Annotated in this window: 17 protein-coding genes; 9 read left to right on the top strand and 8 right to left on the bottom strand. The window is 63.1% G+C overall.

What is annotated here, in order from left to right; translation table 11 throughout:
- Positions 1 to 9: 9 nt before the first annotated feature.
- The 3 genes from lspA to EV686_RS05560 are packed head-to-tail and all read right to left on the bottom strand — an operon-like array spanning position 10 to position 4343.
- Positions 10 to 552 (bottom strand): signal peptidase II, encoded by a 543-nt coding sequence (gene lspA / locus EV686_RS05550; protein ID WP_132474349.1) that lies wholly within the window; start codon positions 550 to 552, stop codon positions 10 to 12.
- Positions 545 to 3388 (bottom strand): isoleucine--tRNA ligase, encoded by a 2844-nt coding sequence (gene ileS / locus EV686_RS05555; RefSeq protein WP_132474351.1) that lies wholly within the window; start codon positions 3386 to 3388, stop codon positions 545 to 547. Before ileS ends, lspA begins: the two co-directional genes overlap by 8 nt.
- On the bottom strand, positions 3378 to 4343 hold the full coding sequence (locus tag EV686_RS05560; protein WP_132474353.1) for a bifunctional riboflavin kinase/FAD synthetase: 966 nt from the start codon (positions 4341 to 4343) through the stop codon (positions 3378 to 3380). Before EV686_RS05560 ends, ileS begins: the two co-directional genes overlap by 11 nt.
- A 46-nt stretch (positions 4344 to 4389) precedes the next feature.
- On the opposite strand from EV686_RS05560, the gene purN reads away from it, so the two are divergent.
- The 4 genes from purN to EV686_RS05580 all read left to right on the top strand — a co-directional run bounded on the left by purN (position 4390) and on the right by EV686_RS05580 (position 10109).
- On the top strand, positions 4390 to 5082 hold the full coding sequence (gene purN, locus EV686_RS05565) for a phosphoribosylglycinamide formyltransferase (RefSeq protein ID WP_165972512.1): 693 nt from the start codon (positions 4390 to 4392) through the stop codon (positions 5080 to 5082).
- Positions 5079 to 6494: an RsmB/NOP family class I SAM-dependent RNA methyltransferase gene (locus EV686_RS05570; protein ID WP_165972513.1), complete on the top strand. Its 1416-nt coding sequence runs from the start codon at positions 5079 to 5081 to the stop codon at positions 6492 to 6494. The genes purN and EV686_RS05570 overlap by 4 nt, the downstream gene beginning before the upstream one ends.
- A gap of 118 nt (positions 6495 to 6612) precedes the next feature.
- Complete coding sequence (locus tag EV686_RS05575; protein ID WP_132474357.1) at positions 6613 to 7821, top strand: DesA family fatty acid desaturase; 1209 nt, start codon at positions 6613 to 6615, stop codon at positions 7819 to 7821.
- Positions 7818 to 10109, top strand: a complete 2292-nt coding sequence (locus EV686_RS05580; protein ID WP_132474359.1) for a UvrD-helicase domain-containing protein — start codon at positions 7818 to 7820, stop codon at positions 10107 to 10109. Before EV686_RS05575 ends, EV686_RS05580 begins: the two co-directional genes overlap by 4 nt.
- Before the next feature lie 270 nt (positions 10110 to 10379).
- Here the strand turns inward: EV686_RS05580 and EV686_RS05585 are convergent, their stop codons facing one another.
- Both EV686_RS05585 and EV686_RS05590 read right to left on the bottom strand, forming a co-directional pair.
- Complete coding sequence (locus EV686_RS05585; RefSeq protein WP_132474361.1) at positions 10380 to 11678, bottom strand: hypothetical protein; 1299 nt, start codon at positions 11676 to 11678, stop codon at positions 10380 to 10382.
- Positions 11663 to 11911: a DUF2249 domain-containing protein gene (locus EV686_RS05590; RefSeq protein ID WP_132474363.1), complete on the bottom strand. Its 249-nt coding sequence runs from the start codon at positions 11909 to 11911 to the stop codon at positions 11663 to 11665. Before EV686_RS05590 ends, EV686_RS05585 begins: the two co-directional genes overlap by 16 nt.
- 78 nt (positions 11912 to 11989) lie before the next feature.
- Between EV686_RS05590 and EV686_RS05595 the strand changes: the two genes are divergently transcribed.
- The 4 genes from EV686_RS05595 (at position 11990) to ubiT (ending at position 16166) form a co-directional block, all read left to right on the top strand.
- Positions 11990 to 13264: an NAD(P)H-dependent flavin oxidoreductase gene (locus EV686_RS05595; RefSeq protein WP_132474365.1), complete on the top strand. Its 1275-nt coding sequence runs from the start codon at positions 11990 to 11992 to the stop codon at positions 13262 to 13264.
- A 184-nt stretch (positions 13265 to 13448) separates the two neighbouring features.
- Positions 13449 to 14501, top strand: coding sequence for a ubiquinone anaerobic biosynthesis protein UbiU (gene ubiU, locus EV686_RS05600; RefSeq protein ID WP_132474367.1), 1053 nt, complete (start codon positions 13449 to 13451; stop codon positions 14499 to 14501).
- 8 nt (positions 14502 to 14509) lie between these two features.
- Complete coding sequence (locus EV686_RS05605) at positions 14510 to 15394, top strand: U32 family peptidase (RefSeq protein ID WP_132474896.1); 885 nt, start codon at positions 14510 to 14512, stop codon at positions 15392 to 15394.
- 283 nt (positions 15395 to 15677) lie between these two features.
- Entirely contained in the window at positions 15678 to 16166 is a 489-nt protein-coding gene (ubiT, locus tag EV686_RS05610) for a ubiquinone anaerobic biosynthesis accessory factor UbiT (RefSeq protein WP_132474369.1), read from the top strand.
- A 79-nt stretch (positions 16167 to 16245) separates the two neighbouring features.
- Here ubiT and EV686_RS05615 read toward each other — a convergent pair whose 3' ends face one another.
- Genes EV686_RS05615 through EV686_RS05625 form a run of 3 tightly spaced genes read right to left on the bottom strand, consistent with a single transcriptional unit; the run spans position 16246 to position 19002 of the window.
- A complete protein-coding gene (locus tag EV686_RS05615) occupies positions 16246 to 16959 on the bottom strand; it encodes an anaerobic ribonucleoside-triphosphate reductase activating protein (RefSeq protein ID WP_132474371.1) in 714 nt (237 codons plus the stop codon).
- A complete protein-coding gene (gene nrdD / locus EV686_RS18945; protein ID WP_132474373.1) occupies positions 16956 to 17153 on the bottom strand; it encodes an anaerobic ribonucleoside-triphosphate reductase in 198 nt (65 codons plus the stop codon). Before nrdD ends, EV686_RS05615 begins: the two co-directional genes overlap by 4 nt.
- A gap of 40 nt (positions 17154 to 17193) precedes the next feature.
- Positions 17194 to 19002, bottom strand: coding sequence for a ribonucleoside triphosphate reductase (locus EV686_RS05625; protein WP_132474375.1), 1809 nt, complete (start codon positions 19000 to 19002; stop codon positions 17194 to 17196).
- Positions 19003 to 19209: 207 nt separating this feature from the next.
- Here EV686_RS05625 and EV686_RS05630 point away from each other — a divergent pair, with 207 nt between their 5' ends.
- Positions 19210 to 20211, top strand: a complete 1002-nt coding sequence (locus EV686_RS05630) for an SAM-dependent methyltransferase (protein WP_132474377.1) — start codon at positions 19210 to 19212, stop codon at positions 20209 to 20211.
- Positions 20212 to 20226: the final 15 nt, after the last annotated feature.

Here is a 20226-nt window from a genome sequence, read left to right on the forward strand (position 1 = left end):
GGCCCGTGTTTATTGGTCGCTGGCGCCGGCCGCCTGCTTCCTGTCGCGGCGCATGCGCAGCAGCTCGTCCAGTATGAGGAGGGCCGCGCCGCACGTAATGGCGATATCCGCCACGTTGAAGGCCGGGAAATACCAGTCGTTCCAGTAGAAAAGCAGGAAATCGACGACATGACCATGATACAGGCGATCCGCGAGATTGCCGATGGCCCCGCCAAGGATGAGACTGAGCGACGTGCAGAACAGGGTCTGCCCGGGATGTCTGCGCAGCAGATGCAGGATCAGCACCGACGCGCCCAGCGCGATGCCGGTGAACAGCCAGCGCTGCCAGCCTTCGCCCGACGCCAGGAAGCTGAAGGCGGCGCCCCTGTTGTAGAGCAGCGTGAAGTCGAAGACCGGCAGCAGCGGCCAGCGCTCGCCATATGCCAGCTGCGTGTCGAAATACAGCTTGGTCAATTGATCGAGGACGATGATGCCGAGCGCGACGAGCAGCCAGAACAGGAAGGGTTTTCCTGTCGCTGCCCGCTCATCGCGGGGAGATGCCTGGTCAGGCATGGCTGCGGTCTTCCGTCTTGCCATTCAGCGTATCGGCGCAGCGGCCGCAGAGTTCCGGATGCTCCGGATCCTGGCCGACCTCGGGACGGTGGTGCCAGCAGCGGCCGCACTTGTCGTGCGACGAGGGCGTGACCACGATGCGCGGCGTTTCGTCTTCGCTGCGATGCACGGTGGCGCGCGACGTGATCAGGACGAAGCGCAGATCGTCTTCCAGTGCTGCCAGGACATCGTAGTCCTCGCCGCCAGCATGGATGTCGATTTCCGCGGCCAGGGACGAGCCGATATTGCCGGCGGAGCGGACGTCCTCGATACTGCGCATGACGTTGGCGCGGATGGCGCGCAGGCGCTCCCAGGCGGCAATCAGCGCAGTGTCGCTTGCCGGGTCGGGCAAGGGTTGGAACAGCTCGGTGAAGATCGTGGCGCCGGCCTTTTCGCCGTGCAGCGCTTTCCAGGCTTCTTCGGCCGTAAACGACAGGATGGGCGCCAGCAGCTTCAGCAGGGCCTGCGTCAGCTGATACAACGCGGTCTGGGCCGAGCGGCGGGCCAGGCTGTCCTTGCCCGTGATGTAGAGCCTGTCCTTCAGCACGTCGAGGTAGAACGCGCCCAGGTCCTCCGAACAGAAGATCTGCAGCCGGGCCACGGCGGGGTGGAACTCGTAGCGTTCGTACAGGGGCAGGACCTCGGCCTGCATCTGCGCAGTCATCAGCAGGGCGTAGCGGTCGATGTCGAACAATTGCCCGTAGGGAACCGCATGCTGCTCGGGATCGAAGTCGGCCAGGTTGCCCAGCAGGAACTTCAGCGTATTGCGGATGCGGCGATAGCCTTCGACCACGCGCTTGAGGATTTCGTCGGAGATGGACAGCTCGCCGGAGTAGTCCGTGGATGCGGTCCACAGGCGCAGGATCTCCGCGCCCAGGGAGTCGGCGATCTTCTGCGGGAAAATGACGTTGCCGATCGATTTGCTCATCTTGCGGCCGTCCCCGTCCACCACGAAGCCGTGCGTCAACAAGGCCTTGTAGGGCGGGCGGCCATACAGCATGCAGCCGGTCAGCAGCGAGGAGTGGAACCAGCCGCGATGCTGGTCCGACCCTTCCAGGTAGAGGTCGGCGGGCCATTGCAGCGATTCGCCATGCGAACCCTTGATGGCGTGGTCCTGGCCGCCCAGCACGGTGGCGTGGGTCGTGCCGGAATCGAACCAGACGTCCAGCGTGTCGCGGTTTTTTTCGTACTGGTCGGCTTCGTCGCCCAGCAGTTCGCGCGGATCCAGGGATTGCCAGGCTTCGATGCCATGGGCTTCGATGCGTTGCGCCACCTGTTCGATCAGCTCGGGAGTACGGGGATGGAGCTGGCCGGTTTCCTTGTGCACGAAGAATGCCATGGGCACGCCCCACTGGCGCTGGCGCGACAAGGTCCAGTCGGGCCGGTTGGCGATCATGGCGTGCAGGCGGGCCTTGCCCCAGGCGGGGTAGAAGGCGGTCGCCTCGATGCCTTCGAGCGCGGATTCACGCAGGCTCTTGCCGCCGTCGGCCGGCGTGCGGTCCATGCCTGCGAACCACTGGCTGGTGGCGCGGTAGATGACGGGAGACTTGTGGCGCCAGCAATGCATGTAGCTGTGCACGTGGTTTTCGGACTTGAGCAGGACACCGGCGGTTTGCAGCGCATGCACGATCCTGGGGTTGGCGTCCCAGATGGTCAGGCCGCCGAACAGCGGCAGGCTTTCGGCATAGCGGCCGTCGGCCAGGACTGGGCTGATGATGTCGTCGTCGGCCAGGCCGTGCTGCTTGCAGGAAATGAAGTCTTCCACGCCATAGGCGGGCGCCGAGTGCACGATGCCGGTACCCGTGTCCAGCGTGACGTAGTCCGCGAGGTAGATGGGCGAGGTGCGGCGGTAGCCTTCGTGGACGTCGTGCAGCGGATGGCGGAAGCGGATGCCGTCGAGCGCCGCGCCTGGCGCCGTGGCGATGACGCTGGCCGACAGCTTCCACTCGTCCAGGCAGGCTGCGACGCGATCTTCGGCGATCAGCAGCAACTCTCCCGTTTCGCGGGGCTGGTCCAGCCTGACCAGCGCGTAGCTGATCTCGGGATGCACATTCAGCGCCTGGTTGGCGGGAATGGTCCAGGGCGTTGTGGTCCATATGACCAGCGCGCCGTCGGCAACGGACGGCAAGCCGAATGCAGCGGCCAGGCGTGCCGGTTCGTCGAACGGGAATGCAGTATGGATGGCGGGATCCTTGCGGTCTGCGTATTCGACTTCTGCCTCGGCCAGCGCGGAAGCGCAGTCGAAGCACCAGTTGACGGGTTTCAGGCCGCGGTAGACGTAGCCTTTTTCCAGGATCTTGCCCAGCGCGCGAAGCTCGTCGGCTTCGTTGCTGAAGTTCATGGTCAGGTAGGGATGGTCCCAGTCGGCCAGCACGCCCAGGCGCTTGAAGTCCTTGCGCTGGCGGTCGATCTGCTCCAGCGCATAGGCGCGGGCCTTGGCCTGGACTTCGGCGACCGGCAGGTGCTTGCCGTATTTCTTTTCGATCTGGATCTCGATGGGCATGCCGTGGCAGTCCCAGCCGGGCACGTAGTGCGCGTCATAGCCGGCCATGTTGCGGCTCTTGACGATGATGTCCTTCAGTATCTTGTTGACTGCATGGCCAATGTGGATGTCGCCGTTCGCATAGGGAGGACCATCGTGCAGCACGAAGCGCGGGCGGCCCTTGCAGGCGGCGCGGATGGCTGCGTAGATCTTGTTGCTCTCCCATTCGGCAATCCAGCCGGGTTCGCGTTTGGCCAGATCGCCCCGCATGGGAAACGGGGAATCGGGAAGGTTCAGCGTGTTTTTATAGTCCATGGATGGCGAAATAGTCGCGTGCGCCACGCACATCGCTGGCAATGGCGGCAGTCAGTGTGGGAAGGTCGGGGAATTTCTCTTCGTCCCGCAGGTATCTGAGGAATTCTACAGACGCGAGTTTACCGTATGCGTCCAGGCTGCGGTCGAGCAAGTGTGTTTCCAGCAGCAATGCGCCGCCGTCGGCCACCGTGGGGCGCACGCCAAGGCTGGCCACGCCGGCCAGCGGCTCGTCGGCCAGTCCGTGCACGCGCACCACGTAGATGCCGGAGCGTGCCGCGCAGGGGTCGGGAACCCGCAGGTTCAGCGTGGGGAAGCCGATGGTGCGTCCCAGCTTGCGGCCGTGAATGACGTGGCCGCTGATGCGGAACGGCGCTCCCAGCAGGGCCCGGGCCCGCTCCAGTTCGCCCACGGCCAGCGCAGTCCGCACATCGGTGCTGGAAATGCGGCGCTCGTGGCTGTCGGTGACGTCGGCAATGGTCTGGACGGAAAAACCGTAGCGTTCGCCGGCCTGGCGCAGAAGGGCGATGTCGCCGGCTCGCTTGTTGCCGAAGCGGAAATCCTCGCCGACCAGCAGCCAGCGGGTGTTGAGTCCGTCGACCAGCAGGCGCGAAATGAAGGTTTCCGGCGAAAGCTCGGCGAAGGCCTGGTTGAAGCGGACGAGCGCAATCTGTTCGATGCCTTCGCCCGCCAGCAGCGCGACCTTGTCGCGCAGGCTGCTGATCTGCGTGGGGATCAGCTCGGGCCGCTGGGCCCGCCGGGCAAAGAAAGCCCGGGGATGAGGGGAGAACGTCATGACGGTCGGGCAGAGCGAGTGCTCGGCGGCCGCAGCGCGCAGACAGGAGAGGATGGCGCGGTGCCCCAGGTGAACGCCGTCGAAATTGCCGATCGTCACGGCGCTGGGGCGGCGTGTGTCGTGGCGGGGGAGATGGCGGTAGATGCTCGGCGTAGGTTTCACGGCAAAAGATTACAATCCCGTTTTTGCTGAATCTGGAATTGTAGTCTTGGACGCAACAAATTCTGAAACACGGCGGTTCGTGATCCTGATTTCCGGCCGCGGATCGAATATGCAGGCGCTGGTGAAGGTTCTGGCCGATCCCGCGCTGAAGGCCCGGGTGTGCGCGGTCATCTCCAACCGGCCGGATGCTTCGGGCCTGGAGTGGGCGCGCCGGCAGGGACTGGAAACCGTGGCGCTGGATCACCGCGCCTATGCTTCGCGCGAGCTGTTCGATGCCGCCCTGGGGGATGCGGTTGCGTCCTTCCGGCCGGACTACATTCTGCTGGCAGGCTTCATGCGGGTGCTGACCGATGCCTTCGTGCAGCGCTTCGAGCGCCGCATCGTCAACATCCATCCTTCGCTGCTGCCCGCGTTTCCGGGCATGCATACCCATCGCCAGGCGCTGGCGGCGGGCGTGGCATGGCACGGCTGCACGGTGCATTTCGTCACTCCCGTGCTGGATCACGGTCCCATCATCGCCCAGGCGGCAGTGCCGGTCGAGGCGCACGACAGCGAGGAAACCCTGGCGCAGCGCGTGCTGCAAGTGGAGCACCCCCTCTATGCACGTGCGGCGCGCTGGCTCGCGCAGGGCAGTGTATCGCTGGACGGTCAGGGCAGGGTATCGATCACAGGAAATCCGATGCGGTCCTTCTGGCTGGCGGCGGACGAAGGGCGCATTGCGCCGGGAGAGCAGGAATGAGCCGTACGACGACAGACAAGGGCAGGGATCGCCGCAGGCTGGCGGGAAAGCCCGCTCCAGGAAAATCGATGCGCCGTACCGGTGCCGCTGACGCGGGCGCGGAACGCAGGGACATCGTGGCGGTTCGCATCGAGCAGGTGCGCGAAGTACTGGGCGAGGTGCTGCAATGGAGCCTGCCCGCGGACGCGGTATTGTCGCGCTGGCTGCGCCAGAATCCCAAGCTGGGTTCCAGGGATCGCAGCGAGGTGGCCGACGCGGTATTCGACGTGCTGCGCCATCTGCGCCGCTACAGGCACTATGCGCAAAGCGGCTCGGGGCCGGCGGCCCGCCGCCTGGCCGTTCTGGGGCTGGCGAGTACGCTGGGCGCCGAGCGCCTGATGCAGAGCCTGGGCGATGCGGAGCAGGGCTGGCTGTCGCATGTGCTTGCCATACGTCCCGATACGCTGCCTCGCGGGGTCAGATACAGTCTGCCGGACTGGCTGGACGAGAAACTGGGCGGCATGGCCGATGCCGAGGCTCTGATGGAGGCGCTGAATCAGAATGCGCCGCTGGACATCCGGGTCAATCCCCTGAAAACCTCACGGGACGAAGTTCTGGGGCAGTTGCAGGAAGACGCTTACGCGGCCTGCGCGGCGCAGGCCACGCCTTATTCACCCTGGGGCATCCGTCTGCAGGGCAGGCCGCCCCTTAACCGCTGGAAGCTGTTCGAGAAGGGCGAGATCGAGGTGCAGGACGAGGGCAGCCAGCTCCTGGCGGCCCTGGTGGCGCCGAAGCGTGGCGAAATGATCATCGATTATTGCGCGGGCGCGGGCGGAAAGACGCTCCTGATCGGCGCCCTGATGCGTTCGACCGGACGGCTGTATGCATTTGACGTGTCCGCGCCCAGGCTGGCGCGCGCCAAGCCCAGGCTGGCGCGCAGCGGGCTGTCCAATGTGGTGCCGGTCGTCATCAGCACGGGCAACGACACCCGGGTGGGACGCCTGCGGGGCAAGGCGCATCGCGTGCTGGTGGATGCGCCCTGCAGCGGCATCGGCACCCTGAGGCGGAATCCCGACCTGAAGTGGCGCCAGCACCCGGAATCGGTGGGAGAACTGCTGAAGACGCAGGCGCAGATCCTGCGCCAGGCGGCCCGCTGCGTGAAGCCGGGAGGGCGCCTGGTCTATGCGACCTGCAGTCTCCTGCCGGAGGAAAACGAGCAGCAGGTGATGCGCTTCCTTGAGGAAAACCCCGCATTTCGCCTGCGCAACGCGGGCGAAATCCTTGCGGACCGCTGCCAGGGCCTGGCAATGGAGGACGATTTCCTGCGCCTGCGGCCGGATGCGCATGGCACGGACGGCTTTTTTGCCGCTGTGCTGGAGCGTACGCAGGAGAGCACGCAGGTTGTTGATTTTGAAGAAAAAACAACAAATTAAGAGAGTGTCGCAGGGGGTGTGGGGAAAAACTGCCTGAACTTGACCGTCATTCCATTGTCATAGAGGCTGTTAACGGGATACACTTTTCCTGTTCTTCTATTAAAGGCCCATCAGCCCTATGGACTCCATCCTTGCGTTCCTTTCCGGCGGCCTGCTTCAGTTGGCTTGGTGGAAAGTTGTCATCATCACCCTGGTGCTGACGCATATCACCATCATCTCCGTCACGGTCTTCCTGCATCGCAGCCAGGCGCACCGCGGGCTCGACCTGCATCCCGCCGTCATGCATTTCTTCAGGTTCTGGCTCTGGATGACGACGGGCATGGTTACCAAGGAATGGGTTGCCATCCACCGCAAGCACCACGCCAAGGTGGAGCGCGAAGGCGATCCCCATTCGCCCATGGTGTTCGGGCTGAGCAAAGTCTTCTTCCGCGGCGCCGAGCTGTACCGCGAAGAGGCGACCAATCCGGAAACGCTCAAGCGCTTCGGCCACGGCACTCCCGACGACTGGATCGAGCGCAAGCTGTATTCGCGCCACAGCCTGCTGGGCATCATGATCATGCTGGGCATCGACCTGGCGCTCTTCGGCGTGCTGGGCCTGGCGGTATGGGCCGTGCAGATGGCATGGATTCCGTTCTGGGCCGCCGGCGTGGTCAACGGTCTGGGCCACTTCTGGGGCTACCGCAACTATGCCAGCCCGGACACCAGCACCAATGTCGCTCCCTGGGGCATCATCATCGGCGGCGAAGAACTGCACAACAACCACCATGCCTACGGCACGTCGGCCAAGTTTTCCGCCAAGTGGTACGAATTCGACCTGGGCTGGGGCTATATCCGCGCCCTGGAGCTCCTCGGCCTTGCCAAGGTGAAGAAGCGTGCACCCAAGCTCAAGCTGGAGCCGGTGACGGACGCCGACCCCATCAGCCTCAACACCCTGAATGGCGTCATCACGCACCGTTACGAGATCCTGGCCCGCTATACCAGGCTGATCAAGAAGGCCGTCAGCGAGGAACTCGAGCGCCTGAAGCCGGCAGACCAGATGAACAACGCTTTCGTCTCGCTCAAGCAGGCGGGCAAGTGGCTGACCCAGCCGGACGCCAGCGAACTGGCACCGGAACAGCGTGTCGCGGTCGACACCGTGCTGGCGCAGAACAAGTCGCTGTCCACCCTGGTGCAGATGCGCCAGGAGCTGGAGCGCGTCTGGGAAAGCTCCAGCGCCACCAGCGAGCAGCTCCTGCATGACCTCCAGGCCTGGTGCCAGCGCGCGCAGCAAAGCGGCATCGAAAGCCTGCAGGAATTCGCCAGCCGCCTGCGCCGCTACGCGGCATGATCGAAGGGCTCAATCCCCAGCAACAGGCCGCCGTTACTCTTTCCTCCGAGCACGCGCTGGTTCTCGCCGGCGCGGGCAGCGGCAAGACGCGTGTGCTGACGACACGCATGGCGTGGCTCATCCAGACGGGGCAGGCAAGTCCTTACAGCCTGCTGGCCGTCACATTCACGAACAAAGCGGCGCGCGAGATGCTGACCAGGCTCTCGGCCATGCTGCCCATTCATACCCGCGGGCTTTGGGTAGGCACGTTCCACGGGCTGTGCAATCGCCTGCTGCGGGCGCACCATCGCGACGCGGGCCTGTCGCAGACCTTCCAGATACTAGACAGCGCCGATCAGCTGTCGGCGATCAAGCGCCTGCTGAAGAACGAAGGCATCGACGATGAAAAGTACCCTCCCAGGGATATGCAGTATTTCATCAACGGGGCCAAGGAACAGGGCGAGCGTCCGGACGACATGGAGGCCTGGGATCCGCACCGCAGGCGCCAGATCGACATCTATCGCCTGTACCAGGAGCAGTGCGAGCGCGAGGGCGTGGTCGATTTCGCCGAGCTGCTGCTGCGAGCCTATGAACTGCTGGTGCGCAATGCGCCGATCCGCGAGCATTACCAGCGCCGCTTCAGCCATATCCTGGTCGACGAGTTCCAGGACACCAATGCCCTGCAGTATCGCTGGCTGACGCTGCTTGCCGGCGCAGGCGCGCCGATCTTCGCCGTCGGCGACGATGATCAGTCCATCTACGCCTTCCGCGGAGCCGACGTCGGCAACATGAAGGATTTCGAGCGCAATTACGCCAGGGGCCGTGTGATACGCCTGGAGCAGAATTATCGCTCTTCGGGCCACATCCTCGATTGCGCGAATGCGCTGATCTCCAACAACGAGGACAGGCTGGGCAAGAATCTCTGGACCGACTCGGGCCATGGCGAACCGGTGCGCATCATTGAGCAGCCGTCGGACCAGCTCGAGGCGCAATGGATCGTGGATGAGATCAAGGCGCAGATCGATGATGGCAGCCTGCGCCAGGAAATTGCCGTGCTGTACCGCAGCAATGCGCAGTCGCGCATGGTCGAGCATGCGCTGTTCCGCGCCGCCATTCCCTATAAGGTCTATGGCGGCCTGCGTTTCTTCGAGCGGCAGGAGATCAAGCATGCGCTGGCCTATCTGCGGCTGCTGGATAATCCGCACGACGACACTTCTTGGTTGCGGGTCGTCAATTTTCCGGCGCGCGGCATCGGCGCACGCACGCTGGAGCAGCTTGGCGATCTGGCGCGCGAGCACGGTATCAGCCTGTTCCGCGCAGTGCCGTTCGTGCCCGGGAAGGGCGGCGGCAATCTGGCGGCGTTCGTGCAGCGCATCCAGGAAATGCGTTTCGAGGCGCAATCCCTGAGCCTGCCGGAGCTGATCGAGCATGTGTTGCACCATAGCGGCCTGCTGACGCACTACTTGAACGACAAAGAGGGCGCGGACCGCATCGAGAACCTGAAGGAACTGGTGAATGCCGCGGCCATGTTCGCGGCCGAAGAGAACATGGAGGGCTTGCCTGCTGGCGTTGCCGTGCAGATGCCCGGAGTCGGCGCCGAGCCTTCGGACACTGAGGACGATCCTTTCGGCCTGGCGGACAGCGGGCTCACGGTGGCGGCGGCGCTTTCGCCGCTGGCGGCGTTCCTGACGCATGCTTCGCTGGAGGCCGGAGAAAACCAGGCGCAGGCGGGTCAGGACGCGATCCAGCTGATGACTGTCCACGCGGCGAAGGGGCTGGAGTTCGATACGGTGTTCGTCACCGGCCTGGAAGAGGGGCTGTTCCCGCATGAGAACAGCATTCTGGAGCAGGGAGGGCTGGAGGAGGAGCGCCGGCTGATGTATGTGGCCATTACGCGCGCCCGCAAGAAGCTGTATGTCACGCTGGCGCAAAGCCGAATGCTGCATGGCAAGACGCGCTATGCGATGCGTTCGCGCTTCCTGGATGAGCTGCCCGATGCGCATGTGAAGTGGCTGAGTCCGAAGGTTCGGCAGCGGATGCCGGAGAGCGGCTGGCACGGCGATGCGTATAGTCGGCCGTCGACGAATGCGATTGCGCCGATGGCGCCCAGGAGGGCGAGCTCGGGTGTGACGGTGGGCGAGCAGCATTTCCGCATCGGCACGGGGGTGGCGCATCCTCGGTTTGGCGAGGGCACTGTCATTGGTTTGAGCGGCAGCGGCCAGGATGCGCAGGCGCAGATCCAGTTCCGGGATGTGGGGCTGAAGACGCTCGCGCTGGGCGTGGCCAAGCTGACGATACTGGTGGCCTGAGCGCTTTCTGGAACACAGGGCCTTGGCCGCTCGGTTTATTAGTCAGGCCATGTCTTCAGGCGGAAGTGCTAACCCGCCTGCTGTCGGGCAGTGCCATCCAGGCCCAGTCGGTCGGCTCGGGCGCGCCAGCAGGCGCCCTCGGCCCCGTTGGGGCTTCCCTCCCTCCAATGTGCCTGGATGGCACTGCCCGACAGCAGGCTAGACATCGGTGGCCAGGCGGGCCAGGCGCTCGCTGGCATCGATCAGCACACTTATGCCTTCGATTCTCGCCTACTGCAGGCTTTGCAACGCTGCGCGGTAAATGCGCAGCGCCCGCCACAGATTGGCGCACAGCCATAGCACGGATGCCAGCATCGCCAGGGCGGCGGGTCGGGCAAGATATGCGGGATACAGCGTAGCGCCGGCCAGCAGGGCCAGGGCGGCAATATGTAATCCGCATTGCCGGCGCGCCTGGCGCAGGGGAATGATGTCGCGCATTTTCGGCATGATGGGTCTGCGCTGTTTTGCCTGGTGATGCGCATGCAGCCAGATCAGGAAAGGAACTATCTGGTACAGCATGCCGTTGATGGCGGAAAAGGCGGCGCCGGCCAGCAGCACGCCGGCCAGCAGGGGCGTGTCGGCTGCCATCCATGAGAAGCAGGCCAGGATCAGGAAGGCCATGGCCGCTTGCCAGAAGCCAGTGGTGCCGTCGGGCTCGGCGCGCTTGCGCGTTTTCAGGGTTTTCAGCGTCAGCAGGGCGAATGCCAGGCAGGCCAGCAGTATTGCGGCCACGGCCGTCTGCCGTATCCACGAGAATGCGGGCAGCAACGCGCAAAGCAGCCAGGACAGCAGGACCAGGGCGAACAGGATGGGGAGTCGCCATTCCGATCGGTAGGGATAGGGTTCGGTGGCCTGGAACATGGGAATGACTTGCGGTGCGACCGCCATGATCATCATTGCGATCCATCCCAGCAGTCCGAGCACGGCATGCGCATCCGTCAGAGCTCCGGGAGCCAGCCATGCGATGGAGGACAGCCATTGATGAGTAGCGAGAGAGCCGCTGCGCAGCATGGCGTTGACGACGCCGCTCAATAGTGCGAACGACAGGAAGCACAGTGCGAGCGCCAGGGTCCGGAACATGGGTTTCGCGCCTTCGGGCAGAGGAGGACGCGGACTGGCGAGCGCATGCAGGCAGCCCAGCAGGAAGAGGGTCAGGCCTCCGCCGGCTGTGACGGCGGCCATGGGGAACAACTGGCGCGTGCCGGACAGGAAGGCCAGTGCCAGCAGCAGCGCGCCGGCCGAGATACAGGCCAGGATGGTGTTGGCGTAGAGGTTTCCTCCAGGAAGGGAGCGCCCGCCGACGACGGGAAACAGTTGGAACAGGGCGCCGATGATGGTCAGGGTGAAGCAGCCCAGCAGCCAGAGGTGGGTCATGGCCAGCACGGCTGGCGTCCAGCGGGATGACAGGGCCTGAGGACCGGCCCAGAGCAGCAGCAGGCTCGCCAGCAGGGCGAAGATCAGGGCGGACAGGAAAAAACGCAGGGGAACCGAAAGCGCCGGAGTCAGGTCATAGTTCAGGGCGCGTTGCATGAGCTATCTTGCCAAATGTGGATATCGAACCCTGTTTTTGTTGGAAAAACAGCATAAAAGTACCCATTGTTGCGCAAAATATCGTACAGTGGATAAGGTTCCCGATGGATGCGCAGGCACAGTCTGCCATCGGGAGGCAGCCGGAAAATCGCTTCCATGGCGAGTTCCAGTGGTTCCGGCGGCGCCAGGTGGCGCACGTCCAATGTAATGGTGGGTTCAGGGTCTTTCGGCATGTCGTGATTCTGAAGCCATAAAATCTCCACATCTTTGATTTAAATTAAAGAGCCCGGCCTCGTCTGGCGTCATAGTACATGACTGCTTTAGAATGGCTGGTCACAACTAGTCACTATCAGGATCAACTTATCGTGTTGCAGACCTTATTCGAACGCGTCAAGCTCAAGGGCAAATCGCTGCTTCCCATCGTACAAGGCGGGATGGGCGTAGGCATCTCGGCGCATCGTCTGGCCGGCACCGTTGCGTCATATGGCGCGCTCGGCACCATTTCCAGCGTGGATCTGCGCCGGCATCACCCGGACCTGATGGCGCAGACCAACCTCACGAAAAACAAAGACAAGGAACTCATCAATTCGGTCAACCTGATTGCGCTCGACCGCGAGATCAAGGCGGCCAAGCAGTTGTCGGGCGGAAACGGCGCCATCGCCGTCAACGTCATGCGCGCCGTGGCCGAATACGCTCCCTATGTGCGTCAGGCATGCGAAAGCGAGACCGACGCCGTGGTCGTCGGCGCGGGCCTGCCGCTCGACTTGCCGGACCTGACCGCCAATTTTCCCAAGGTCGCCCTGATTCCCATCCTGTCCGACGTGCGCGGCATCGGCGTCATTCTGAAGCGCTGGATGCGCAAGAATCGCCTTCCCGATGCCATCGTCATCGAGAATCCCAAGCACGCGGCGGGCCACCTGGGCGCGGCTTCGATCGCCGATATCGACAATCCCGCCTTCCAGTTCACCAGCGTCCTGCCGGGTGCCCGGCAATTGTTCAAGGACCTGGGCATCGAAGGCGAGAATATTCCGCTGATCGCAGCGGGCGGCGTTCATACTCACGAGCAGGTCGGTTCGCTGCTGGCGATGGGTGCGGACGCGGTGCAACTGGGCTCGGCCTTTGCCGTCACGCAGGAAGGCGATGCCCACATCAATTTCAAGAGAGTGCTTGCCGAGGCCAAGCCGGAGGACATCGTCACGTTCATGAGCACCGCGGGCCTGCCCGCGCGCGCCGTGCGTACGCCCTGGCTGGAAAACTACCTCGACAAGGAAGCAAAGATGCAACGCATTGCCAAGGTCAAGCCTTGCACGGCAGGTTTCGATTGCCTGCATCAGTGCGGCTGGCGCGACGGCAATGACAAGGCAGGCCAGTTCTGCATCGATACCCAGTTGGCGTTCGCGCTGGCGGGCGATGTCAAGCGCGGCCTGTTTTTCCGTGGCTCGGAAAAACTGCCGTTCGGCAGCGCCATCCGTCCTGTGCGGGAACTGATCGAATACATGATAGCGGGCCTCAAGCCCGCCTTCATGTCGGCTGCGGCGCCTACCGTCGTGCCGGCATATTCCTATACGGAATCGACGACTGTGTAAACCACGACGCCCCGCCACCGAAGCAACGGCGGGGTAGACGAAGGCAGTGCCGGCGGCACGGGACAGGCAAGTCGATATACCCGTGTTAGCGACAATGGCATTGTCGCCAGGTTTGCCGGCATCGAACTCCAGGACCAGGCGCAGCAGTCATTCGATTGTTGTCCTTGTTTCAGGAGTTCTGCCGATGTTGCCTTCCAGCAGCGCATCCACGCATGCGCCCCCGCCCCAATCGTTCGCCAAACCCGAGCTGCTTTGTCCCGCGGGCAGTCTTCCCGGCCTGAAGGCCGCGATAGACAACGGGGCGGACAGCGTCTATCTGGGGTTTCGCGACGCTACCAATGCCCGCAATTTCGCGGGGCTCAATTTCGACGAAGCCGCGATCAACGAAGGTATCTGCTATGCCCATGCGCGCGGCCGCAAGGTACTGCTGGCGCTCAATACCTACCCCCAGGGCAATGCATGGCAGCAATGGCACGCGGCAGTCGATCGCGCCGCGCGCGCCGACATTGACGCTATCCTGCTGGCGGATCCGGGGCTGATGCGCTATGCGCGCACGCATTATCCGCATCTCGAACTGCATCTGTCGGTGCAGGGATCGGCCACCAACTACGAGGCCATCAACTTCTATCAGGAGCATTTCGGCGTAACGCGCGCCGTATTGCCCCGTGTGCTTTCCATGGCCCAGGTGGAAATGGTCTGCGAGAAGACCGACATCGAAATCGAAGTGTTCGGTTTCGGCAGCCTGTGCGTAATGGTGGAAGGGCGCTGCGCACTATCGTCCTACGTGACTGGCGAGTCCCCCAATACCAAGGGTGTCTGCTCTCCGGCCAAATACGTGCGCTGGCAGCAGACGGGCAAGGGCCTGGAGTCGCGCCTGAACGGCGTCCTGATCGACCGCTACGAAGAAGGAGAAAACGCGGGCTATCCCACATTATGCAAAGGCCGTTTCGACGTCGCGGATGAAAACTACTATGCGCTGGAAGAGCCTACCAGCCTGAATACGCTGGAATTGCTGCCCAGGCTGATGCAGCTTGGCATCAGCGCCGTCAAGATTGAAGGCAGGCAACGCAGTCCGGCCTACGCCGGACAGGTGGCCAGGGTATGGCGCGAGGCCATCGATCAGTGCGCGGCCAACATGGCCCGTTATTCCGTGAAGCCCGCCTGGATGGCGGAATTGAACAAGGTTGCCGAGGGGCAGCAGCACACACTCGGAGCGTATCACAGGCCATGGAAATGAAGACACAACTGAAACTGGCCGTCGGGCCGCTGCAGTACTACTGGTCGCGCGTCGAGGTGCTGCAATTCTATGAAAGTCTGCGCGATTCCTGTGCCGACATCGTCTACCTGGGCGAAACCGTTTGTTCCCGAAGGCACGAGCTGCGTCTTGCCGATTGGCTGGAAGTTGCGGAAATGCTGGACGAAGCGGGCAAGAAAGTGATCCTGTCGACGCAGGTCCTGCTGGAATCCGGCCAGGACCTGACGACACTGCGCAAGATTGCCGAGAACACGCGCTATCAGGTCGAAGCCAACGATATGGGAGCCGTACGCCTGATGCAAGGCAGGCCGTTCATCGCGGGGCCTTTCCTGAACATCTACAATGCGCCTACGCGTGATTTGCTGGCTGGCCTCGGCGCCGTGCGCTGGGTCATGCCGCTGGAAATGGGCAGGGATACGCTGGGCCAGATCCAGTCCGAGGGCGAGCGGCGCATTCCGGCGGAGATTTTCTCCTACGGCAAGCTGCCGCTGGCGTTCTCTGCCCGCTGCTTCACGGCGCGCAATCGCAACATTCCCAAGGACAACTGCCAGTATGTCTGCATGGATCATCCCGACGGGCTGCTCATGCGCACGAAAGAAGGGCAGCCGTTCCTGACCATCAACGGCATCCAGACGCAGTCGGCGCTGGTCTACACCTTGCTGGACCAATTGCATGCGTTCGGCGCCCTGGGCGCCGAGGTGGTGCGTATCAGCCCGCAGTCCAGGCATACGCTGGAGATCCTGTCCATCTTCCGCAAGGTGATGGATGGAACGCTGGGGCTCGCCGAAGCCAACGACCAGTTGTTGCCGCTGATGCCCGAGGGGCCCTGCAACGGGTACTGGTTCGGCCGGCCTGGCCTGGAAATGGCGGCCTGAAGCGTCCAGAGGCGTCCCGGCGGCAAAAAATGCCCCCACGCTGCGCCTTCGGCTTGCTGCCCCCGAAAGGGGGCCTTTTTGCTTAAGGCGGCCCGGCAGCAAAACCTGATGCAGATCATGCCGGGACGAAATACGTTGCGGCCCGGCTTTGATTATTGAGGCAGATCATGGCGTGCGAATGTGAGCGAGGGCATCATGCGTGGCACGCCCACTTCGCCGCATCCCCGGATAGCGGTCCCGCGCGAAGGTGGAGCACATTCACCTTTCGAAGGAGCTTACGGCCATGACGACACCAGGTTATCAGGTACCGGCCCCGGTACGACAAGCCTTTTCCGTTCTGCCTGCCTATCCCGGTTCGGTACTGTTCGTCCTGGGGCTGAACCTTGCCCTGGCAAGGCATCTGCAGCCAGACATCCTGCTATTGCTGGAGAACCGGACCTTGCGCATCCAGGTGCGCGATGCCGGAGTCGCATTCGATTTCATCTGGCGCAACCGGGCGTTCATCGCCGCGCGCCACGAGGGCGAAGTGGATCTGGCGATCTGTGCCAGCCTGCATGATTTTTTCCTGCTTGCCATGCGGAAGGAGGATCCCGATACGCTGTTCTTCAGCCGCAGGCTGGTGCTGGAAGGGGATACCGAGCTGGGTCTGCTGGTCAAGAACACACTGGATGCCATCGACCTGTCGTCGCTGGTTCCGCAGCACCTGTTGCCCATGGCGCTGATGCAGCGCCTGCGCGCCAGGGGCCTGCCTCTGCCAGGAAGGCTGAGATAGCCCGGCGGTAAAAAAGCCCCCACGCCGCCGCTTGCCCCATAAGAAAGAAGAAGGCCGGAATTTGGCCGAGAACCCGAACTCAGCCTTCCCGAAACGTAAAGCGGGGAAACAGGCCGCGCACGGTATCGATCAGGGACTTGCCGGGGTAGTCGTGCATCGGTGCGCGCAGCAACCCGCTGTCGCTGCAGCCCTGCTTGCGGAACAATTGCAACGCGTAGTTCTCCACTTCCATATCGGCCAGCGATCTGGCGAGGCGCAGGATATCGTCCGGCGCAAGCAGCGAGGGATGCAGCGTGGTGCGGCATTCGAGGTCCGTGCCGTGCGACAGTATCATTTCGAGACTGCGCAGGGCAGGCTGGCTGCTGCCGCTGACCTGTGTGACGGTATCGTAGACGTCGAAGGGGGCCTTGATGTCCAGTCCCACCCAATCGACGAGCGGGAGCACATCGGCCAGGCGGTCGGGGTAGATGCCGCCGGTATGCAGGCCGATGCGGAACCCCAGGCCGCGCACGTCGTCCATGGCGCTGCGCAGTCCGGGGTCTATGGTCGGCTCTCCGCCGCTGAAGACGACGGCATCGATCAGGCCGCGCCTGCGCTGCAGCAGGTCCATGATGTCATGCCAGGCGATGGCATGGTCTGTGCCGCGCGGTTGCAGGTGCGGGTTGTGGCAATAGCCGCAACGCCAGGGACAGCCCTGGACGAACAGGACTGCGGAAAACACACCCGGATAGTCGGTGGCGCTGAAAGGCGCCAGCCCACCGATCCGGATCGCACGGCAGGCTTCTTCGGTCATGCGGCTTTGGACAGCGCTTTGGCGCGCCCTTCGACGAAGTACTTGCGTTCGTGGAACTCGCCTTTCTTGCCGATATTGAACGACGACATGGGGCGATGGTATCCCATGACGCGCGTCCAGATTTCGCAAGGCTGGCGCTCGTCGTCGCGCAGTGTGATGGTGTCGGTCGATTGCATGGCTTGTGTCTGGATCATGATAGGCCTCGTATGGTTGGTTGGGTGGGGGATGCGATGTTCAGGCGACCGCCTGCTGCCTTTTTTGCGCCAGCAGTTCCTCGTCGCACTTGGGGCAGAAGGGATGCTTGCCGGCCAGGTAGCCGTGCTTGGGGCAGATGGAAAAGGTCGGCGTGACGGTAATGTAGGGCAGCGAAAAGCGGCTCAGCGCGCGCTTGACCAGATTGCGGCAGGCATCGGCGCTGGAGATGGGCTCCGTCATGTACAGGTGCAGTACCGTTCCACCGGTGTACTTGCGCTGCAGCTCGTCCTGGCGTTCTAGCGCCTCGAACGGATCGTCGGTGAAGCCCACGGGCAATTGCGACGAGTTCGTGTAGTAGGGCATGTCCTCGGTGCCCGCCTGCAGGATATCGGGGAAGCGCTTGCGGTCTTCCTTGGCGAAGCGGTAGGTCGTGCCTTCGGCTGGCGTGGCCTCGAGGTTGTACATGTGGCCGGTTTCTTCCTGGAATTGCACCATGCGCATGCGCACGTGATCCAGCAGGCGCACGGCCAGCGCATAGCCTTCGGCGGTTGTGATATCGTGCCGGTCGCGCGTGAAGTTGCGGATCATTTCGTTGATACCGTTGACGCCCAGTGTGGAGAAATGATTGCGCAAGGTGCCCAGGTAGCGCTTGGTATAGGGGAACAGCCCGTTGTCCATGTATTCCTGGATGACGGTGCGCTTGATTTCCAGGCTGCGTTTGCCCAGTTCGAGCAGCTCGTCCAGACGCCGCAGCAGGGCGGGCTCGTCTCCCGCATGCAGGTAGCCCAGGCGCGCGCAGTTGATGGTGACTACGCCCAGCGATCCGGTCTGCTCGGCGGAGCCGAACAGACCGTTGCCGCGCTTGAGCAGTTCGCGCAGGTCCAGTTGCAGGCGGCAGCACATCGAGCGGATCATGTTGGGGGACAGCTCGGAGTTGATGAAGTTCTGGAAATACGGCAGGCCGTAGCGGGCCGTCATTTCGAACAGCAGATCGGCATTCGGGCTGTGCCAGTCGAAATCCGCCGTGATGTTGTAGGTGGGAATGGGAAAGGTGAAGACCCGGCCCTTGGCGTCGCCCGCCGTCATGATCTCGATGTAGGCGCGATTGATCATGTCCATTTCGGACTGGAGCTCGCCATAGGTGAAAGGCATCTCCTCGCCGCCGATGACGGGAACCTGCTCGCGCAGATCTTCCGGGCAGACCCAGTCGAATGTGAGGTTGGTGAATGGCGTCTGCGTGCCCCAGCGCGAAGGAACGTTGAGGTTGTAGATCAGCTCCTGCATGTACTGCTTGACCTCTTCGTAGCGCAGATCGTCCTTGCGGATGAAGGGCGCCATGTAGGTGTCGAAGGAGCTGAACGCCTGGGCGCCGGCCCATTCGTTCTGCAGCGTGCCCAGGAAGTTGACGATCTGGCCGATCGCGCTGGACATATGCCTGGGCGCGATGGATTCCACCTTGCCGGGAACGCCGTTCAGGCCTTCGTTGAGCAGGGTGCGCAGGGACCATCCGGCGCAATAGCCCGAAAGCATGTCGAGGTCGTGGATGTGCAGATCGGCTTCGCGGTGGGCGTTGCCGATTTCCGCCGGATAGACATGGCTGAGCCAGTAATTGGCGATGACCTTGCCGGAGACGTTCAGGATAAGCCCGCCCAGGGAATAGCCCTGGTTGGCGTTGGCGTTGACCCGCCAATCCTGCTGCGCCAGGTATTCGTTGACGGACGTTGCGACGTCGATGAGGGGCGGGGATTCGTGCCCGGCGGGTTTGCCGGCATGAGATGCGCCTTGCCCGGACGGCGCGCTGGTTTGTCGATTGCGATGCTGAGACAGCGAAATGGCATCTGGCGCCATGAGACCTCCGATTCACTATATATAGTGTTTCATGTATATTATTTTCAATATATAGTGTGGTCAAGAAAGCATCGCGGGCATTTCGTTTTTTCTTGATCCAGATTAAAAAGAGGGAAAAACAGGCGGGCACCTGGGTATTTCGGGTAAAGTGATGTTGTTCGCATGGTCTTTCCGGTACGGCGGTACCGTTCTCATGGAGTCGATGTCATGATGCTGTTGACGCCGGGAGCCTCCCGACGCCGTTCTTCTTTTGCCGCCGGGCCGCCCCTAGGCAAAAAGCGCCCCCTTGGGGGGAAGCAAGCAGGCGCCAGCCTGCGCAGCGTGGGGGCCTTTTTTGCCGCCAGGCTGGCTCCGTTGATGCTGGCGGCCTTCTGCGGTGCCGGCTCGGCCCAGACCCTGGAGTTCGAGCAGAGCTCGGTCAAGCCGGGCGGCATACCCTTCCCGTTCCTCGAGCTGGACGTGCCCTACGTGAAGACGGCGGACGGCGTGGTCGAGCGCATGCTGGACCTTGCCGGTGTCAACGAAGAGGACTACCTGATCGACCTGGGCTCCGGGGATGGCCGCATTCCCATCGCCGCCGTCAGGGACCGCAAGGCCAGGTATGGCTTTGGGGTGGAAATCGTTCCCGATCTGGTGGACAAGGCCCGCGAATCGGCCCGCGAGGCGGGTGTCGGCGATCGTGTGAGATTCGAAGTCCAGGACCTGTTCGAGACGGATATCTCGAGCGCCACGGTGCTGACCATGTACCTGCTGCCGGACGTCAACATGAAGCTGCGTCCGCGGATTCTGAGCGAGCTTGCGCCGGGAACGCGGGTGGTATCGCATGCTTTCGACATGGGCGAATGGGAAAGCGATGAAAGCGATCACCGCGACGGCGCCAGCCTGTACCTCTGGATCGTCCCTGCCAATATCGAAGGCGAATGGAATGTCGATATCGACGGCGAGCCGCATCGGCTGAGCTTGCGGCAGACATTCCAGCGTCTCCAGGGGACGCTCGAGCGCAACGGAAGGGAGCTGCTGGTCGAGGCGGGAGCCATGCGAGGCACAGACGTGCATTTCCTGGTTCGCGACGGCGCCGAAGCGACGCAGTATATCGGCAGGGTGGCGGGAGACTCCATCATCGGCCTGAGCATGGACAGCAAGCACAGGCAGTGGCGTGCTTCGCGCGATGCCGGCAAGGTCGTGTCGACGGGGGCGGAGGGCGGCTAGGCTTTTTCCCGGCCT

The organism is Paracandidimonas soli, from assembly GCF_004342005.1.
GTDB classification, from domain to species: Bacteria; Pseudomonadota; Gammaproteobacteria; order Burkholderiales; family Burkholderiaceae_B; genus Paracandidimonas; species Paracandidimonas soli.

What these genes read in the sequence shown, in the direction of transcription:
- nrdD (WP_132474373.1), bottom strand. Translation starts at nt 17,153, where the DNA reads ATGATCCAGACACAAGCCATGCAATCGACCGACACCATCACACTGCGC.
- lspA (WP_132474349.1), bottom strand. Translation starts at nt 552, where the DNA reads ATGCCTGACCAGGCATCTCCCCGCGATGAGCGGGCAGCGACAGGAAAA.
- EV686_RS05615 (WP_132474371.1), bottom strand. Translation starts at nt 16,959, where the DNA reads ATGACCGAAGAAGCCTGCCGTGCGATCCGGATCGGTGGGCTGGCGCCT.
- ileS (WP_132474351.1), bottom strand. Translation starts at nt 3,388, where the DNA reads ATGGACTATAAAAACACGCTGAACCTTCCCGATTCCCCGTTTCCCATG.
- EV686_RS05570 (WP_165972513.1), top strand. Translation starts at nt 5,079, where the DNA reads ATGAGCCGTACGACGACAGACAAGGGCAGGGATCGCCGCAGGCTGGCG.
- EV686_RS05580 (WP_132474359.1), top strand. Translation starts at nt 7,818, where the DNA reads ATGATCGAAGGGCTCAATCCCCAGCAACAGGCCGCCGTTACTCTTTCC.
- EV686_RS05625 (WP_132474375.1), bottom strand. Translation starts at nt 19,002, where the DNA reads ATGGCGCCAGATGCCATTTCGCTGTCTCAGCATCGCAATCGACAAACC.
- EV686_RS05630 (WP_132474377.1), top strand. Translation starts at nt 19,210, where the DNA reads ATGATGCTGTTGACGCCGGGAGCCTCCCGACGCCGTTCTTCTTTTGCC.
- EV686_RS05590 (WP_132474363.1), bottom strand. Translation starts at nt 11,911, where the DNA reads ATGCCGAAAGACCCTGAACCCACCATTACATTGGACGTGCGCCACCTG.
- EV686_RS05575 (WP_132474357.1), top strand. Translation starts at nt 6,613, where the DNA reads ATGGACTCCATCCTTGCGTTCCTTTCCGGCGGCCTGCTTCAGTTGGCT.
- EV686_RS05585 (WP_132474361.1), bottom strand. Translation starts at nt 11,678, where the DNA reads ATGCAACGCGCCCTGAACTATGACCTGACTCCGGCGCTTTCGGTTCCC.
- ubiT (WP_132474369.1), top strand. Translation starts at nt 15,678, where the DNA reads ATGACGACACCAGGTTATCAGGTACCGGCCCCGGTACGACAAGCCTTT.
- EV686_RS05595 (WP_132474365.1), top strand. Translation starts at nt 11,990, where the DNA reads ATGACTGCTTTAGAATGGCTGGTCACAACTAGTCACTATCAGGATCAA.
- ubiU (WP_132474367.1), top strand. Translation starts at nt 13,449, where the DNA reads ATGTTGCCTTCCAGCAGCGCATCCACGCATGCGCCCCCGCCCCAATCG.